Source organism: Flavobacterium hydatis, assembly GCF_000737695.1.
GTDB lineage: Bacteria > Bacteroidota > Bacteroidia > Flavobacteriales > Flavobacteriaceae > Flavobacterium > Flavobacterium hydatis.
In genome coordinates, this window is sequence record NZ_JPRM01000027.1 from 21,750 (window position 1) to 40,041 (window position 18,292).

Genomic DNA, 18,292 nt, shown 5'->3' on the forward strand with positions numbered 1-18,292 from the left:
TTAAAATTTCATCCTGTTGCTACGTCTTATTTCGGAAAATGTCCGATGCTGCCATTTAGCACTATCACTTTCTGTCGTAGTAAAATGTTTTGATTCTTCATTATTCTGTACTGGTAACTGAATTACTGATGCTACTCCAGATTCTACTGTTTCTTCATTGCTATCTTGTGGATTGCTCTGTTTGAGTTGGTTCTCCTGAATTTTTAAGGCTATTTCCCTTTCCAAACTGGAGAGGTCGCTTTTCATTTGTTGCAACTCATGCTCTTTGCTAAAAGCTTTTGTACTTAATTGTTGCAATTCCGGCAATTGATTTTCAATTTCATTCAGGGACTTTTGGTACTTTTCCCTGAGGTGTTCCAACCGGTCAATAGCATTTAGAAAATGACGAGATGCCAGTTTTGGATTGTCTACATTCGGAGTGCCGCCATTGAAAGTATATTTAATCCCATCCTCTAAACGTTGTGCATAAAAACTGTTGGAGTAGCGGTATTGGTACAGACCGTCATTTTGATACGCTTCGCGTTCTCTTTTTATATAGAGCCCAAAATCATATAATTTCCCAATCTGTTTGGATTCATTTTCTCCTTCAGGAGGTTTCCAATGTTTATAGAGTTCGATAATTTGTTTGCCAATATTCTCGGGATCGGTTACTTTACAATCATATAATTGTATCGGATTCGCTTTAGATCCATCAGGTTCATATTTTAGATTCTTTTTGTAAAAGCTGTCGTCGGTAATTAGTTTATCCAATGTTTTAAAAGTGACTGCTTTTTCTTCAAGCAGATATTCAACCTGATATTTAGTTCTGGAAATTTCCTTATAATGTGCTTTTTTGAGGCTTTCCATTACTGCTACTTTCTTCTCCAATTTCGATTTTTCCAGTAAAGAAGTATCACCTGATAATACTGCGATATATTCTGAGAAATTCATTCCGCTTTGTTCATCCATTGCACCTTCATCAATAGATCGGACATTCAGTTCACAGTTTTTCATCTGACTGATAAAAGTCTGTTTATTCTTGAGTAGATTAAATTTGTAATTGTCTAAGGACTGCTCGGTGGCATAGATGAAATTGGTTACTTTATTGTTGTAATGCTGTTTGGCGATTTCGTTACCTTGTCTGCCACCTCGTCCATTACGCTGCCCCAAATCCGAAGGTCTCCAGGGAATATCTAGATGATGCATGGCAACCACACGTTTTTGTACATTTAGTCCAGTACCCGCTTTTTCGGTGCTACCCAAAAGAATGCGTATTTCACCGGTATTCATTTTGTAGAACAGTTGTGCCTTCTTTTTGTCACTCCAGTCGTGGATATAGGTAATTTCATGGGCAGGGATATTAAAATCCGCTACCAGTTTATCTTTAAGGGCATCGTACATATTGAAAGCATCCAGTTTAGGAGTTCCGATATCAGAAAAAACGATCTGTGTTCCTTTGTGTATAGCCGAAGCAGTATACATTTCAGCTACATTTCTGGCGCAGGTATTGACTTTGTTGTCGGGATGATCTGCATACCTCTCATCTATGAGTCTCATATCGGCAGCCATTTTTTTAGCGTAATTGGTAGCAATTAGCATTCTTCCGCGATCTTCCTCTCTAGTAAGAGGTGCTCTTCCGATAAGTGTGGCATTACCGGTTTTTGCAAATTGCATAAGCTTTATAATAAATTCGCTTTGCTGGGGCGTTGGACTAATATTGACCAGCTGCTCGTCAATTTCAGGTTTATCCAGATGAATATGCTTCGCTGTTTTATAGTCCGTAATCTCATTATAGAATAATGCCAGTTCCGGAACTTTAATAAAATGGCGAAAACGCTCTTTGGCAATAATCTCGTTGGTGACTGAAAATTCAAAGTCAGTTGTTTTTCTGGCAAATACGGATGCCCATCCATCAAAGTTTTCTATACGCTGGCGTTCCATTTCTTTGGGGCGTAAGTATTTAAATAGTAAATACATCTCGGTAAGGCTATTAGAAATAGGAGTTCCCGAGAGAAAGGTCACGCACAGATCGGAATCAAATTTCTCTTGAAGAGTCCTAACAGCAAATAACATATTAAGCGCCTTTTGGCTTCCCTGCATATTTCCAATTCCGGCAACACGATCATGGCGGGTAGTAAAAGTCAGATTCTTGAATTTATGTGATTCATCTACAAAAAGATGATCGATACCCATTTCTTTAAAGTTGATGCCGCTGTCTTTCTTGTCTTCTATATCGCTGAGTACTTTTTTTAGTTTCCCATCGAGATTGTTTTTTCGTATCTCAAGACCTTTTAATATTTTTTTGGAGATATCACCTCCCAAATCTCTTACCGTATCAAGATCCCGTTCTACATTGTCCAGTTCATTTTGTAAAATCTCTTTTTGGATTTCCGGTGATTGTGGAATTTTACCGAACTGATCGTGCGTTAAAATGATACAATCCCAATTGTTATTTTTGATTTCATGGAACAGGCGTACTCTTTTAGCCGGAGTAAAATCATTTTCTCCAGGAGCCAGAATTCGGGCATTAGGATACGCCTTGCGATAGGTTGTAGCAATTTGGTCTACGTTGGCATGTAGCGCCAGTATCGCAGGTTTATGAATAATGCCCAATCGTTTCATTTCATTGGCAGCGACAATCATGGTCAGTGTCTTACCAAGTCCCACCTCATGATCAATTAGAGCACCACGATTTTGAATAATCCGCCATGCAGCATTTTTTTGAGAACTGTATAAATCTTCGATTTCAAGTGCTTTTTTGTCTAAACCAGGAAAACTCAAATGGCTTCCGTCATACTCGCGTAGTACATAACAATTGAATGTATTGTTATAGAGGCTTTCTAATTCATTCTTATCACTCACGGGCAATTCCTGTAGCCATTCAATAAACCCACTACGGATGTTCTCGATTTTTTGATGTGCCAGTTGAATGGCTTCATTGTCCGGTAATCGGATTGGTTTGCCTGTTGGTCCATCTACTTCATAAGTGAAAAAAGGAGCCGTGTTTTCAAGTGCATGCTCTAATATCGTGTAACCATAAGTGGTTCGTCCACTTTTCGGAGTTACTGCAAATTCCCTGTCGATCTTGGTATTATGCCCCGAACTTACTTTAAAGGTATCTAGTGATGGGAAATAACTAATTTCTGTTGCCTGATCAAATAATTGCCCAGCAAAATTTTCATAGTAATGCATCGGTATCCATCGTTCGCCAAGGTTAAAGTCGAGTAATTCAAAGGGGATGCGTTCTGGTTGTACCTTTTCTAACGCCTGCATTCCTTTATAATACTGAGTGTTTTCAGGATATTGTTGTACTGCTTGTTTAACCTGTTGTAATTTTTCTACCACATTACCACTGAGATATAAATCTGAAGTCTCCCAATCCTTACGCATCGGATTTAGATAAATAAGTTGGTTCAGACTTTCTATAACCTCATTTTCTTCAAGACCAGTTGCAGCGGTTATAAATCCTAAATCGACAGTTCCTTTTTCATTCAGACTACGAGCTAGTGCTTCAGCGGGATCATCTGTATAGTAGCGTTCCTGTTGTTGTACTACAGATTCACTTAGGATATCGGACTTTACATATCGTTCCCCTTCCTTGCGTTCCAGTGAAGAAAGGATGGTGAAACCGAAAGCAGAATCCTGCATAATTAACCTGCGATTCTCAGCACTGTTAAGAATACCATAGTGAGAAACAAACTTGGTATAGTGCTGATCCAGATTTTCCCGAATTTCTTTACTTGCAGCTTTATCTGATTGTTCTTTTTCAAATAAATCCAGATAATTATCACGAATGACAATATAGGCATCGTAAAATTTAAGATTGCCCTGTGATGCTAAGGGCTGAAAAAAAGCCTGTTTATGTTCGCTATGGATGTCACTTATAATTCCAATAGCTTCTCCAAGCCGAACCAGTGTCCCTTCTTTGTAGAACGGTTTGAATGAAGCTATTTCTTCATATACTTGCCTTTCCAAATTAAAGGCAGATTCCAGGGTTCTGTCTCCTTCATACACATAGGTATGGTCGTAGTGCTGTAGTGTATTGGACAACCCCAATAATTCATGCGGCAATAACCCACCATTCATCCAGTTGGCTGAAAAGCCATCGATTTCTTTTACATTAGAATATAATTTATATAAGTACCGATTAGACTTGTTTTGTTTGGCGGTAATCAGCACTACATTTTCATGTGTCGGATTATCTGTTGTACGGATCGTACTAAGTATTCTTGCCGTTTTTTTATCCACTACAGTTTCATCAAGCGGATTGATATAATCCATTGCGCGGTTGATATTCTCCGCAGGTACAGTATCAAACAATCCCAGCTGAACGGAAATACCACTTGCTTTACTTTCTGGCATGGGTAAGTAGGTGAATTTTTTACCAGATATTTCAGGTTGCTGAATGATACCTGCTTTTTGAGCCAACACAAAACGCTCTAAACTGAAATTATCTTTTAGTCCACCTCTAATATTTTGTGCCAAAGGATTTGCAATAGAATTAATATCACCACTTTGTCTAACACTTTGATGCGCCTGACCATATTGGTTTTTACCAGCGAAGATTTCATTTGCAATTATAAGCTCAGATCTATGGTGCAGGTATTTATTGATATTGTATTTTCCAAATTCATTTTCCAGTTCAACGGTTTGCAGCAGTTCATTTTCATCGTCAAACAACTTTTCCTTGTGCTCATTTTTCTGAACAATAAGCAAGTGATTGGGAGCGTCTGTATTACCTGTTTCTTTCATCAGGTTATCAGGCATGACAGCCACACTCACAAAATCTGCATGTTGAAAAAGATACTCCCGTACACTCTGATTCGAAGGACTGTTTAAAAAAGCGTCTGTTGTGATGTACGCCATAAGACCACCATCAGCGAGTTTATCGAGTCCTTTTGCAAAGAAATAGTTATGGATTTTTCCGGAGATTGCTTTGTCGGGATAAGCCGGATCATAAACTGAAAAATTACCAAAGGGAATGTTGCTCACCACAAGATCATAACTGCCATTATCATTTGTGGGTGCTTCCTCCAATCCTATGATATGAGTGGTACTTTTTGTTGTCAGCGTACTGTTTAATACCGAAAGAACCAAACCGCTCAATCTGTCTTTCTCGACAGCTGTAATTTGTTCCAAATTTGGAAATGTCTTGTCTGCTTCCGTAATAAAAATACCTGAACCTGCTGATGGTTCGTATATTTTTTTTGGACTAATGCCTTCTTCTTGCAAAACAGTGTACAGGGTTTTGGGTACAATCTCTGGAGTGTAAAATGCCGTTAGTACACTGTTGCGTAGCGAAGAAACAATCGCATTATAATCCTTTTCAGTATAGTGTTCCTGTAATAATTCGTGCAGACGAATCATCTCTGAATGTAGTTTCAAATCTTCGCTAGTCGCTCCCGATTTTATCCAGTCTTCGGCAGTACCATTAGGGTATAATACAGCCTTGATACCTCCAAAGCCAGCATATGCCTTAAGTGTCGCAATAGCTTCTTCCGATAAAACATCACCTTGCTGCCATTGCATTGCAATGGTAATCGCCTCGATGTTGGTGCTTAGTTTTTGAGATAGATTGTACGCCATAATTACTTATTTTCATACTACATATTGCTATAAATAGCTCAACTCAGATAGTCAGCAATCTGACCAATAAGGGCATTCCTCAAAGTAGGATCTTCTTCATTTTCTTTTGTAAAACCGATAGCTTCAAAAATTGGCTGGCAACTTTCTATAAGGTTGATTACCTCATAAGTGAGAATACCGGATTCCTGAAAAGCGGCATAGGTTTTCTCAAACTCTTCAGAAAGTAGAGATCGGAGATAGATAAACCGGGAAGGTTTTAGATCTTCCGTAAGTATGTTGAGACAAATTTCTTCGATGATATATTGAGGTGTATCCTCGGATAACATATCTTCCAATAAGGATTTTACACTACCTACTTTTTCATTCAGATAACCCAATACATCATACTCTTCCTGCAGGGTAAACATTAAGTCAGGATTATTATGAATGATATAGAACCATAGCTTTTCTTTGAGTAGATCTTCCATATCTATTGGTTTTAAATACCAAAGAAGGATTGAATCACTGTAGCAACTACAACCAGAAATACACAACTACCAAACCAGGCTGCTGCTACTTTCCCTGTATCTGGATCTCCCGCATTCCACTTCTGATATACTTTGACAGCTCCAATTAATCCTAACAGCGCTCCGATGGCATACATTAGATCTGTACCAGCATCGAAATAACTTCTTACTTGTTGATTGGCTTCATTGATTCCCGCAAGACCATCTTGACCGTAGCTCTGATAATTAAATACCAGCAGTGCAAGGATGATAGCAACAATAGCTAATTTTTGAGGGTTAAACTTTCTAAAATTCCATTCGCATTTTTTCATGACACATTATTTTAAAGTTCAAATAATTAGGTAAAAAAACGAAGGAGGCTGCCGCTGTCACAATTCCACTTTCTTGTCACATCTGCCATACCGCATCGGGACGGACAGGGCATTTCCTCCGTATAAAAAATTCAATTTTTTTCAGATCCATAACGCTTCCGCTTCCTCCTGAGTAAGAACTATAGCATCGATTTTCGTGCATTCTGAAACAATTAGTTCACTCACAGAAGAACTAAAAGAAGAGTTTTTGATTGAGGGGTATTCAACAAGAATTGATCTGAGATAATCGATAAATTCTTGCTTTGGAATTTTCTTTTTGGTTGAATCCGTGATAACAGTTTTTAAGCGCTCTATTAAATGATCAACATCTTGAAAAGTGGTGTCAAATTCTCCAAACGGAGATGGTACGGAATTACGTTCTGTCGATTCCTGAGAATGCAACAATGGATCAGGTTCATAAGAACTGGTATGCTGTGGTGAACGGAATTGAAGTCTCCGCTTGCCATTTAGAAGATCTTTGATATCACCAAAGTAAAATCGGAATCCTATAAATAAATACCAGCTTGCTAATAAAAGAACAATTACAACTATGTAATTGCCCCATGAAATGTTTGTAAACATACGCTCCTCATTTTATCGTTCTACATTAGTTCTTTACAATCCGAATTCTTGGGTTATTTTCAAATCCGGATGTTCGTAATTATAGGGCAAAGAAATACTAGTGAATCAACTGCTACAAGTCCAACTTTTTGTTGTACCTCAGTTGTACCCCGTTGGACCCCCAGTAAAATCAGGGAGAAAAAAAATAGAAAAAATGAGAAAAAATAAAAAAGCCTCCCAGTGGGAGGCTAATTGAATGGTATAACTATGAATGAATCGATAAAAAAATAATTTATGCCTACTAGTTGAAGACAACTAGTAGCAGGCTAGCTTTTAAAAATTAATAAGTTCAAAATGTGATTTCCTTGTAATTTGCCATCCTTCTTTTGTTCGTATAAAATAGGCTTTATGTTTTTTTACTGTTGTTAGGTCTTTATTAAACAATGAATTAAAAACAGTATTATTTCTTATTGTTGTATAAGATACAATTGCTTTTTCACCGGTGCTGTTACTTGTTATGTCTTTAATATTTTCAAATGCTTCATCGGCAATCTTTACTTTTTGAATATTGTATTTTTTATCCTCCTCGGAAGTGGACATAACATAAGGTTTTGCTTTTTCTGTAAATGTGATTAATGGTTTTCCTGCGTCCCGTAGTTTTTGGGTACGCTGCACAATCACCATTCCTTTATACTCTAATCCGGACTTTATCACCTCTTGGGCATGCTCGGGATCACTACAAAAAATATCATAATCCACTACCTTTGGGTAGTCATATTCTTTTTTAATAAGTTCTGCTGCTGTAGTCTTGTCCAATTCTTCAGTATGGCATCCAATCGTTATCAGGAGGATTGTCATTGTTAAAATTTGAGGTAGTTTTTTCATGTCATTAAATTTTAAATGGGTTATTGTTCGATTAATATTCTTTAATCTGTTTAATCATGCGTTCCAACGTGTCAATAGCTATCTCTTTATCGCGTTCTTCGGCAACGTATGCCTTACTACGCATAGAATCATAAGAGAGATCTGTCCTGTTGGGAGTCGATAAAAACGGGACTATTGTTTTAAATAAATGGTTCATTGATTTTGACATTAGAATTTTGAGTTCATCGGAGGCACGTAATATTAATGCTGTCTGATCGGTTGAAAGTTTGCATAAGACTTTTCCAGAAGGATAATTTGCTGCAAGAGGTCTAGCTGTCCTACCTTCTGTTATTTGGAAAGGCGCACTCAGGTAATTTGCAAATCTAGATTCAACGAAAGCGATTAATTCACCCAAACAAGCGATTAAGGTAGTTGTAACTTCCTTCAGATTATCAGTACAAAAGGTGTTATCACTATTAATTTCACTGATTTTATCCTGAAGAAAAATCAATGTGGAATAGTAATTCCCAACTAAAATTTTGATTTTTTTTTCCTTAGTAAGAGAAAATACCTGGATAGTGAACTGTGATTGGATAATTAGTGTTTGTTGAGTTGCTTTTTCAATAATCTCTTTTGATTGAACTGGAGTAATCATAGTAAGGTCTGTTTTATTGGGATCAAGGGTTGAAGTCACCATTAAATCCATCCATTCTAAAAGATAGGTTTGAGTCATTCTTTTTACTTTTAATTAGTAAATATTGCTATCGACTTTTAATCGACAGTATTCTAAATCAATAGTTGCAGAACATTACTAACCCAGCCAAAACAATTATTTCATAGTATTCGGTATATTTAAACTTAAACGATATTCACTTGGAGAAAGGAAAGTATGTTTTTTAAAAAAATTACTAAACAAAGAAGAATTGCCAAATTGCAATTCTTCTGTTATATTGATAATTGTTAAGTCTTGATTTTGAAGTAAGTACTTTGACTCCAATATTATTGCATCTACAATAAATTCCTTGGCTGTCTTTTGTGTACTTTCCTTAACAATTTTCGTTAGATGATCAGCAGTAATGCATAAGACGTCTGCATAAAATTTTACACCATGCTGTTTTTTATAGTTTAACTCTAGGGTTCTGAAAAACTGTAGTAGTATTTTTTCTTTTAGGGTATTATCAATATTTAGTTCTTTATAAAACTGATAATATCGCTCCGCAAGATCGTAGATCAATAAATTAAAACCTAGCATCAGTGTTTCTTCTTTGAATACGTGTTTGCGGTACCGTTTTGCTTTACTGAATAGTAATCTGAATAAATCAAGCAGATGTAAAAAATCTTTATTTTTTAGCGCTATTTTTGCAGGGTACTTAGCAATATATAATTCAAAATACCCAATGTGTGGATGCTTTAAACTATTTATATAGGCAAATTCTAAAGTGAATGACAACACGCAGATCTCTGATGGCTCGTTTATATATAGCACTTTACAGAATCTACTCAGTGGAATAGTAATAATCTCATTAGTAAACAGGTGAATTTTATTTTCATTAATTTGAAGGTTAACAGAACCCGATTTGACCAGTATAATCGAAAAATAATTTTCATTAAAAAGCTCCGTCACTGAAAATTTCGATACCGAATTTTCGAGTAAGTGAATTTTTAAACCTAGTGGAAGAGATATCGATTTTATATTTGCCAAGACTGTGTTCTTTGTTTAGTTTTCAGCTTTACTATTTTTGATATTACATTACTTTATAGATGCTTCATGTATGTTTGAGAATTTTACCATAAGGAAAACAGAGACAAAAAACATATTAGAGGCCGTAGTTCCGAAGAAAAGAAATGCTAGATTCCTCGGATTACTACCCTTCAACTCACCATCGGCGAGATAGGCAATTATTTCATCATAGCTTAGCAAGTCCATGATGAAATAAAGGCTGATAAGATTGAAGACAATTAACAGGACACAAAAAATGCAGATTAATTGTTTTTCAATCAAAAATATTTGGCTCATCATCTGCTGAGGATATTTTTTTGTTTAATAATATCTAGTACAACTGCTGTAGTCACTCCCTGGAGAGGACTGTAAATCACACCTTTTACAGCTCCCTCAAAATTTCCGATAGATGTTTTCCAATCTGGATCTTTCCGTTTTTTGATGATACGAAGAATGTATTTGGCTAGGGATGATGATGATAGAATTATTTTCTTATCACTAATGGTGAAAGTGCTGTTATTCATGACTGATATTTCGAACCTTAGGATGTGTTGATAAATGATATCGTACTCTTCTTTCTCTTGTAAAAGAAGTGAGTTTATGAAATCAAATAAGCAACGTTTTGCTTCAATAGTCATAGAGGATTTTGCTAATGTTTCCTGTAAGCAGGACATAGGGTTTTTTAAGAGTACTTCTATTTCTTGGGGGCTAACAACCGAAGTGTTATTTCCCATGTTTAAACTCATTAAATCTTTATTTTGTAAAGCTATTTTACTAACCCGTTCACTTATTCTTAGAATTGTAGTGTCAGAATTAGTGTCTAAAGTCTCATAAATAGTAAGTATGTCTTCATAAGCTACTCCTAACTTGTCATAAGGATTTACTGGATTCGCAACATCAGTAGGACTTAAACCAGTTGAAATTTGGTCAACTTCTTCCGATGCATTTTCGTTGGTAGTACTAACCTCATCATTAGTACATGAGATTAGTAGTGATGATAAAATCACTACCCATAATGAAATTGTTTTCATAATTAAGATGTGTTAAATGTGGCTGACTTATAAAGTCAGTTCATTTTACCCGGGTAAGCAGAACTTTAAATTAGCGCCTTGCTAATTTTTTTGCTTTTGAATTCAGGGCAAAGCTAAAAGGAGCATTTCAGCTTCACAACACAACAGGTATGGATTTTCGAGAATAATGGTATGGATTTTCCGAAAATCCATATCTCTTTTTTAGAATTAATGGCTTATAATCAATTGTTTATGGTATATTTGACGGAATTTGTTGCAAATAAAACCTTACGCTATTTCTAAAGGCTTTAGCCATAAAAAAAATAGAAATTGTATAGGAAAATCCCTCAATTTTAATTGTACTAATGATCAAAATAATTTTATTAATACTATCCCTTTGCCTGGGAGAACAAATTTGGGCACAGAAAACTGGGTTCAGTTTTTCTGATACGCTTCGCAATAAGGATTTTGACTATCTGTATGAACAAATAGAAAATCTAACCGAAGATAGTACTAAGCAGTCCTTATATCTTAAATCATATTTGCACAAGGCTAAGTCAGAGAAAAATGCTAAAGAAATTGTAAGTGGATATAGAAACTATCTACTTTATCTACCCGACGATTTGAAGCTTGTGTATGCTGATAGTATGATCTCAACAGCTATCAAATCAAAAGATAATGCATTAATAGGATCTGCCTATTTATCGAAAGGAATTGTCTATTATGGACAGAAGAAGCACAGAAGAGCTTTAGATAATTATTTGGTTGCAAATAATTTTATATCCCAAACCAACGATCAGTATCTGATTTATAAAGTTAAATACAACATTGCCAGTATAAAATACTATCTCGGATTTTATAATGAAGCCATATCATTGTTTAAGGAATGTATTGACTTCTTTAAAACAGACAAAGAAAATGACCGAGCCTATCTGAACTCAATTCATTCTCTGGGTTTATGTTATAATAAAATAGGCAATTATGGTTTATGTACCGAAACTAATAATCTGGGACTACAGGAAGGAAAGCGACTTAAGAATGAAGAAATGAAGGATTATTTTATTCATTCAGAAGGAGTGAATGAATATTTTAAGAACAATTTGACAGCATCTATTAAAAAGATAACTTTTGCCCTTCCAACATTAGTAGAAAATAAAGATTTTGGAAATGAAGCTGTCGGATATTTTTATATTGGTAAAAGTTATTGGGATCTCAAGAAGCTAAACTTAGCATTATCGTATTTTAAAAGAGTTGATAATATATTTGAAAAGAAAGGATATATCCGACCAGACTTACGACAGAATTTTGAGATTCTCATTGATCATTATAAATCTAAAAACGACCTTAAATTACAATTGCATTATATAAGGAAATTGATTAAGGCTGACAGTATTTTAAATAAAAGATATAGATATTTATCCGGAAGAATTCATAAAGAATATGATACAAAACAATTGTTAGCAGAAAAAAAACAAATTGAAACTTCTCTTGAGATTAGAAAACACAATGATGTTATTCTAACAAGTGTAATTATTGTTTTATTTTCATTACTATTATTTATTGTATATCGATATGTCAGAAATAAGCGAGTTTATAAGCGAAAGTTTGATGAACTAATGGGAAAAAATGAAACGAGCAAAGCTGTAACAAAAAGTATAGAACCTAATATACTGGATATAAATCAAGAAACGGTCAATTCAGTTCTTAATCAATTAGAAAAATTTGAAAGAGAAAAAAAATTTCTTGAAAAAGATTTAACATCAATAAAACTTGCTGTTGCTTTTGATTCTAACGCTAAGTATCTATCAAAAATAATACAGCACTACAGAAGCAAAAAATTTGTAGAATATATTAATGACCTTAAGGTTGATTATTTAATTAGTCAGCTTAAGATAAACAAGCAACTAAGAAAATACACAAATAAAGCGTTGGCAGAGGAAGTTGGATTTAGCAGTACACAACGTTTTGCAAATGCCTTTTTTGCCAGAACAGGCATGCCTACTATGTACTTTATCGAAGAAATAAAGAAGGAGCAATCCTAGTACCATTTTCAAGGCTTTCTCAGGTGTGATTCTTCTCTTTTTCCATTTCCCATTTTTCACATTCTTATTTAACTACTTGAAAGATCGTATTAATAATCTTTCGCAAATTCTGCACAAATTCACACTTCTATGCAAAGATAAAGGGCTATCTTTTTATTAGATGAGGTAAATTTGCTTACCTAAAGCGTCTTGCTTCCTAGCTTTTATAATGAGAATCTGCATTTTACTTACTATCAAACTACCTTAGACGGCTTTATTTTCAAGAATATTATCTTTCATCGCAAGGTAAGAGTTGTAATGCTATTATAATATGTTCGTTTAGCAGTTGGAGGATTTGATACGAGATAAAAAAAGACTATCAGCATCAAATGCCAAAATGGCTAGTCGCATATCTTATTACTTTATACACTATAAACCATCCTGATTTTACACCGCCCCTCCCAGTTATTACTTTGTATTACTATTTACATAGTAATAGATATACATTAGGATAATTGAATCATGTGCTTTGCTATATCACTAAGGTTGTGGCGAATAAACTACATCACTATTTATACAATTCTATGTCATTTGCACTTAAACGACAATTTATGTGTTTAGTCGACAATTTAACTTTTAAAATCACTAAAAGTGGGTATTGTATATGGAGCAAAGAGAGCCTATCATTGCGCAAATTATATCTATTTAACCTTTTAATGAAGAAAAACACAACTTGTTTTCTTAAAATGCTATCCTATATATGAAAAAAAGCTACTTACTATTTATATTTTTTTATCCTCTATTCATGCACTCCCAAGACATCCTTTGGGAAAAATCGTATGGAGGCAAACATGCCGATTATCTTTTTGATGCGCAACCTACAGCCGATTATGGTTTTATATTGGCAGGCAGTTCTTTGTCTGATAAAACAGGAAACAAAACCGATAATAATCATGGTGATTTGGACTATTGGATTTGGAAAATGGATGAAAAAGGCGACCTCGATTGGCAAAAAAGCATTGGAGGAAGCGGTTTTGATTTACTACAAAGCATAAAAAACACCAGAGACGGCGGTTTTATTCTTGCTGGAACTTCTAGCTCCCCAAATGATTTCCAAAAGAAAGATCCTTGCAAAGGGATTAGCGATTTTTGGGTAATAAAACTAGATGCCAAAGGCGAAGAGCTATGGCAACGAACTATTGGCGGTAGCGGGCAGAATGAACTGTTGTGTGCCTTCCAGACTAAAGATGGTGGGTACATGCTTGGAGGTTCATCAAGCTCGAGTCCGGCATTAACAACTTCAAAATCTTTGCCTCAAGATATTAAAATTGATATATATGCTAAGTCTGAGAAAAGTCGTGGAAACATGGATTATTGGATTGTGAAATTGGATAAAGCCGGAGTGGTAGAGTGGCAAAAAACCTACGGGGGGCAATATGCCGATTTATTAAGAAGTATGGAGCAAACTCAAGATGGAGGATACATTTTAGGAGGATATTCTAATTCGCCACAATCAGGAGACAAAACTGCACCTAATAAAGGGATTGGAGATTACTGGGTCATTAAGATCAATGACACTGGAGTTATAGAATGGCAAAATACCTATGGTAGCAATGGTGATGATCAATTGTATGTAATTCATCAAACAGCTGATGGAGGGTATATAGCGGGAGGAAACTCTAATAGTACCCAACCACTAACGACTTTAGGAGGCACAGTTGGGAATGGCACGGATTATTGGGTATTAAGACTGGATGAAAAAGGAGAAGTGATCTGGAGTAAAACCTACGATTTTGGCAAAGTAGATATCTTAACATCATTGGTTGAAAATAAAGACAATACCTATTTGATTGGCGGTTATGCCCAAAGCGAAAAAAAATCTACTAAAGAAGGGCTTGTCGGTAAAGTAACTGGTTTGATAGATAAAGATAAGGAAGGCATCAATGATTATATCGCTTTAAAAATAGATGATAAAGGCGAAGAACTTTGGAAGAAAACAGTAGGAAGTGCAGGAGAAGATATTCTTCGCAAACTGATAGAAACCCGTGACGGCGGATATCTTATGGCAGGAACTTCAAATTCAAGCGCATCTAAGGATAAAAACGGAAGTATAGGCGGCAATGACTTTTGGGTGGTCAAACTAAAAGATAAAACCAAACTTGAAAAAGTTAAAACAAGTGTAGAAGCCATTCCTAATCCAGTTGTAACATTTACCAATATTATTATAGGATATGAATATGAGACTGGTACTGCTACGGTTGTAGACATGGCGGGTCGCATCCTACAACAATTTAGTATTACAGAACGAACTGTTCCTGTAGATTTAAGCCGTTATCCCGAAGGTATTTATGTGATAAACATAAAAACTAATGTACAGAGCGATGGTGTGAAAGTAATAAGAAGAGGAAAAAATTAAAAGAACTATAATGAATACAATATATACAAACAACAGGATTAAACATCTATTTTTCTTGTTGCTCATTTTTACAACCTTACATAGTGTAGCACAGTCAGATGATAGTAAATTCATGCCTAATATAACGCCACCATCGCCTGTAGCAGGGGAATTAGGTAAATATGGTAATGTTCCCGTTGGAATGTTTACCGGAACAGCAAACATATCAGTTCCATTGATCAGTTTTAAAACAAAAGATTTAGAATCTCCTATGTCGCTTTTTTATGGATCTAACGGAATCAAGGTGGATGAAGTTGCTTCGAATGTGGGATTGGGTTGGAACCTTAATTTCGGAGGCGTTATTACCCGAACCGTAAGAGATAAAAATGATGATACACAAACGATGATTTATCCTCCAGATGATATGCCTAATGCAACCAATGCCGAAAGAGTTGCATTTTATAGAGCTGCTGGACAAGGAAATGCCGATACAGAAAAAGATTTATATTCTTTTAATTTTAATGGTAACTCAGGGAAATTTGTATATGATAAAAATAATATACCAGTTTTAATAAACAATCAAAAAATTAAAATAGAAAGAATCAATAATAATAATAGCGATTTCTTATTAACCACCACCAATGGAGTTAAATATTATTTTACCGATAAGGAAACAACTTCTTTTAGAAGTCAGGGAGAGGGACATTCAGTAATTAATGCCAGTGTAACAGCTTGGTATTTAAGCAAGATAGTACACCCAAACGGATCAGAGATTTATCTTATTTATGACGGCGCGAATATGGATTATACGGCTTCCAATTCTCAAACACTCACTATGTCATATCCAAGAACGCAAAATAGTTGTGAGGGTAGTTCTCCATACAGTAGTGCTCCAACTCTTAGTGGTATTGTATCGTATAATATGAAAGTTATTGGGAAACGAGTAAACAAAATAAGCAGTAATAATAGTAGTGATGGCTATGTAACTTTTGCTTATACTGCTTCGGGGATTAATGAGGAAGTTAATGGAAATAGCAAAATCGAAACCATTATCCAATACAATGCCGATGGGCTTGTGATTGAAAAAATAAACTTCAATTATTTAAAAACTGCTAACGAACGTATTTTTTTGCAAAATATCACGTTCAACGATCCAAGTAAAAAATATTCATTTGAGTATATAAATCAAGCTGGTTTTCCTAGAAGACTCTCTACAAGTCAGGACCACTGGGGGTATTATAATGGTAAGGAAAATACCAATTTAGTGCCTAAAAACATAAAAGATTTTGGTATAGGCTTAGACAATATAGAGTACAATGGAGCTGATAAAGAACCTGATGGAAATCTTGCTAAAATAGGACTGCTTAATAAAATTATTTATCCTACCAAAGGATATACCGAATTTGATTATGAGAGCAATACCTATTGGGGAGAGAAAACAACTTATCCTAAAAAAACGACACTAACCTTAGAAAAAGACGAAACAGAAACAAACCATGAAGCAAAAACTATAAATATCACTTCACCTATTGATCAAAAAATTAAGCTTATGGGTAGAGTTGTTTATGTAAGTGAACAAGAACCTCGTTATGATCAGTATGGTAACTTAATACCAGACCCTGGAAATACAGGACATTATAGTGCCGCAATGCAAATAACCTGCATAGATCCTTCAGAAGATTGCCCTAGATTTTATGAAGAGACTGATCACGGTGATTTTACTCATGATGATGGTTTTGTTTTTATAACAGCCAGTAATGGTGATCATCATGTTGTAGACAATCAATTTTATTTTAATGCAAAAGCGGGTAAGACATATACACTTCATCTTTCTAAAGATGGAATCAAAGCTTCAGCAAGGGCAGATATTAGCTATTATGCTACCACTTCAGTAACGACAAATACAAATATAGAAACAGGAGGTGTACGAATTAAAGCTACTAAGGATTTTGCTGAACCATTGGCTAAAGCGAATTACAAACGCTATTACTATGCTAATATGAATGATATTAATCATTCTTCGGGAGATAAAGGGAGAACTCCTTTTTATGCGGATATATCTACTCAAAGGACTAGGTGCCCAATATCAGATGGACAAATGGGAGTAGCATGTGCTTTTGTAAACAATAGCAATCTTACAATTAGCTCCAGTAGTTTAATTTCTTTATTTGATACCGGTAGCAGCAATTGTTTTTATAAGTATGTAACTGTTAGTGAAGGTGGTGATGCTTTTGAAAATGGTGGAGAAATGAAAGAATTTATTGTTCATAGAGACTATTTTAGTAATCCTATTTTAGGAAGCGAACTTAAAAGCGCGCCGCTTACTAATACTGGATGGGATAACGGCTTGGAAAGAAAATCAAAGGTATTAAAGAAAAAAGTTGCAGGTGCTCCGTTTATAGTTGTAGCCGAGAATGAAAATATGTACAAGTTAGATCCTTCTTATAATAAGGAGATAAAGGGGTATACAGTTAGAAAAGATTTTGAAGAACTCTGCGCCGATGTTACATCTGTTGATAATTTGAGTATAGCAGAATATAAAACAATAGCATACTGGTTTTATATGGAATCATCCCTATCCATAAAATATGATCCTATGGGAGGGAATCCTATAACAACTGTTACGAATTATGTATATAACAATCCTGTTCATCTTCAGCTGACTTCACAAAGTACCAAATCTTCCTTAAAAGAAAATCTGGAAACCAAGTATTATTATCCTCAGGATTTAAGTACCGAACCTTTTGTTTCTGAGATGATCACAACTAATAGAATTGATACGCCACTGAAAACAGAAATTTTTAGAAGTGGCATAAAACAATCAGAACAAAAAACGGAATATGCAAAGGATGCCACAACAGGTAATTTGTTGCTACCAAAATTTATCTATGCTGCCAAATTTCCTAATTCCCTTTCTACAGCAAATTCATTAGAGAAAAAAATTACTTACGATAAGTATGACGATGTAGGGAATATACTCCAATACACTTTAGAGGATGGTACACCAGTAGCAATTATTTGGGGATATAATAAAACAAAACCCATTGCTAAGGTTGAAAATGCAACCTACGATCAGGCAAGTGCAGCATACGCAACAAACGAGAACACCTTTAGAAATAATTTACCCAATGCAATGATTACCACCTATACTTATAAACCATTAATAGGAGTAAGTACTGTAACCGATCCTAAAGGATTAACTACCTATTATGAATATGACGAATTTAATCGTTTGAAAGTAGTAAAAGACAGTCAGGGAAACATTTTATCAGAAAACCAATATCATTATAAAAACTAGTA

At 35.1% G+C, this 18,292-nt stretch carries 12 protein-coding genes; 3 read left to right on the plus strand and 9 right to left on the minus strand.

What is annotated here, in order from left to right:
- From IW20_RS16380 to IW20_RS16415, 9 genes are all read right to left on the minus strand, one after another.
- The gene (locus IW20_RS16380; RefSeq protein ID WP_081912496.1) at positions 1–5,565 is read right to left on the minus strand and encodes a helicase-related protein; all 5,565 of its coding nucleotides are present in this window, start codon (positions 5,563–5,565) and stop codon (positions 1–3) included.
- Positions 5,566–5,603: 38 nt separating this feature from the next.
- The gene (locus IW20_RS16385; RefSeq protein WP_035624666.1) at positions 5,604–6,032 is read right to left on the minus strand and encodes a DUF1896 family protein; all 429 of its coding nucleotides are present in this window, start codon (positions 6,030–6,032) and stop codon (positions 5,604–5,606) included.
- A gap of 11 nt (positions 6,033–6,043) precedes the next feature.
- Positions 6,044–6,382 carry a DUF4134 domain-containing protein gene (locus IW20_RS16390; protein ID WP_035624669.1) on the minus strand — a complete coding sequence of 113 codons (339 nt, stop codon included), beginning with the start codon at positions 6,380–6,382 and terminating at the stop codon, positions 6,044–6,046.
- A 141-nt stretch (positions 6,383–6,523) separates the two neighbouring features.
- Positions 6,524–7,003, minus strand: coding sequence for a hypothetical protein (locus tag IW20_RS16395; RefSeq protein ID WP_035624671.1), 480 nt, complete (start codon positions 7,001–7,003; stop codon positions 6,524–6,526).
- Positions 7,004–7,315: 312 nt separating this feature from the next.
- The gene (locus IW20_RS16400; RefSeq protein ID WP_035624675.1) at positions 7,316–7,867 is read right to left on the minus strand and encodes a hypothetical protein; all 552 of its coding nucleotides are present in this window, start codon (positions 7,865–7,867) and stop codon (positions 7,316–7,318) included.
- Between the two features lie 31 nt (positions 7,868–7,898).
- Complete coding sequence (locus tag IW20_RS16405; protein ID WP_035624678.1) at positions 7,899–8,579, minus strand: hypothetical protein; 681 nt, start codon at positions 8,577–8,579, stop codon at positions 7,899–7,901.
- Positions 8,580–8,675: 96 nt separating this feature from the next.
- Positions 8,676–9,548, minus strand: a complete 873-nt coding sequence (locus IW20_RS16410) for a helix-turn-helix domain-containing protein (RefSeq protein ID WP_123869409.1) — start codon at positions 9,546–9,548, stop codon at positions 8,676–8,678.
- Between the two features lie 48 nt (positions 9,549–9,596).
- Complete coding sequence (locus IW20_RS26375; protein WP_165571454.1) at positions 9,597–9,773, minus strand: hypothetical protein; 177 nt, start codon at positions 9,771–9,773, stop codon at positions 9,597–9,599.
- A gap of 89 nt (positions 9,774–9,862) precedes the next feature.
- Positions 9,863–10,597, minus strand: a complete 735-nt coding sequence (locus tag IW20_RS16415) for a hypothetical protein (RefSeq protein WP_035624683.1) — start codon at positions 10,595–10,597, stop codon at positions 9,863–9,865.
- A 344-nt stretch (positions 10,598–10,941) separates the two neighbouring features.
- Between IW20_RS16415 and IW20_RS16420 the strand changes: the two genes are divergently transcribed.
- The 3 genes from IW20_RS16420 (at position 10,942) to IW20_RS16430 (ending at position 18,290) form a co-directional block, all read left to right on the plus strand.
- Complete coding sequence (locus IW20_RS16420; RefSeq protein ID WP_035624685.1) at positions 10,942–12,618, plus strand: AraC family transcriptional regulator; 1,677 nt, start codon at positions 10,942–10,944, stop codon at positions 12,616–12,618.
- A 739-nt stretch (positions 12,619–13,357) separates the two neighbouring features.
- A complete protein-coding gene (locus IW20_RS16425; RefSeq protein WP_035624688.1) occupies positions 13,358–15,013 on the plus strand; it encodes a T9SS type A sorting domain-containing protein in 1,656 nt (551 codons plus the stop codon).
- 10 nt (positions 15,014–15,023) lie between these two features.
- Positions 15,024–18,290, plus strand: a complete 3,267-nt coding sequence (locus tag IW20_RS16430; RefSeq protein WP_123869411.1) for an RHS repeat domain-containing protein — start codon at positions 15,024–15,026, stop codon at positions 18,288–18,290.
- Positions 18,291–18,292 lie beyond the last annotated feature (2 nt).

Bases quoted from the DNA above. Each gene is read 5' to 3' on its own strand.
- IW20_RS16430 (WP_123869411.1), top strand. From the start codon at position 15,024: ATGAATACAATATATACAAACAACAGGATTAAACATCTATTTTTCTTG.
- IW20_RS16420 (WP_035624685.1), top strand. From the start codon at position 10,942: ATGATCAAAATAATTTTATTAATACTATCCCTTTGCCTGGGAGAACAA.
- IW20_RS16400 (WP_035624675.1), bottom strand. From the start codon at position 7,867: ATGAAAAAACTACCTCAAATTTTAACAATGACAATCCTCCTGATAACG.
- IW20_RS16415 (WP_035624683.1), bottom strand. From the start codon at position 10,597: ATGAAAACAATTTCATTATGGGTAGTGATTTTATCATCACTACTAATC.
- IW20_RS16390 (WP_035624669.1), bottom strand. From the start codon at position 6,382: ATGAAAAAATGCGAATGGAATTTTAGAAAGTTTAACCCTCAAAAATTA.
- IW20_RS16405 (WP_035624678.1), bottom strand. From the start codon at position 8,579: ATGACTCAAACCTATCTTTTAGAATGGATGGATTTAATGGTGACTTCA.
- IW20_RS16385 (WP_035624666.1), bottom strand. From the start codon at position 6,032: ATGGAAGATCTACTCAAAGAAAAGCTATGGTTCTATATCATTCATAAT.
- IW20_RS26375 (WP_165571454.1), bottom strand. From the start codon at position 9,773: ATGGACTTGCTAAGCTATGATGAAATAATTGCCTATCTCGCCGATGGT.
- IW20_RS16425 (WP_035624688.1), top strand. From the start codon at position 13,358: ATGAAAAAAAGCTACTTACTATTTATATTTTTTTATCCTCTATTCATG.
- IW20_RS16380 (WP_081912496.1), bottom strand. From the start codon at position 5,565: ATGGCGTACAATCTATCTCAAAAACTAAGCACCAACATCGAGGCGATT.
- IW20_RS16395 (WP_035624671.1), bottom strand. From the start codon at position 7,003: ATGTTTACAAACATTTCATGGGGCAATTACATAGTTGTAATTGTTCTT.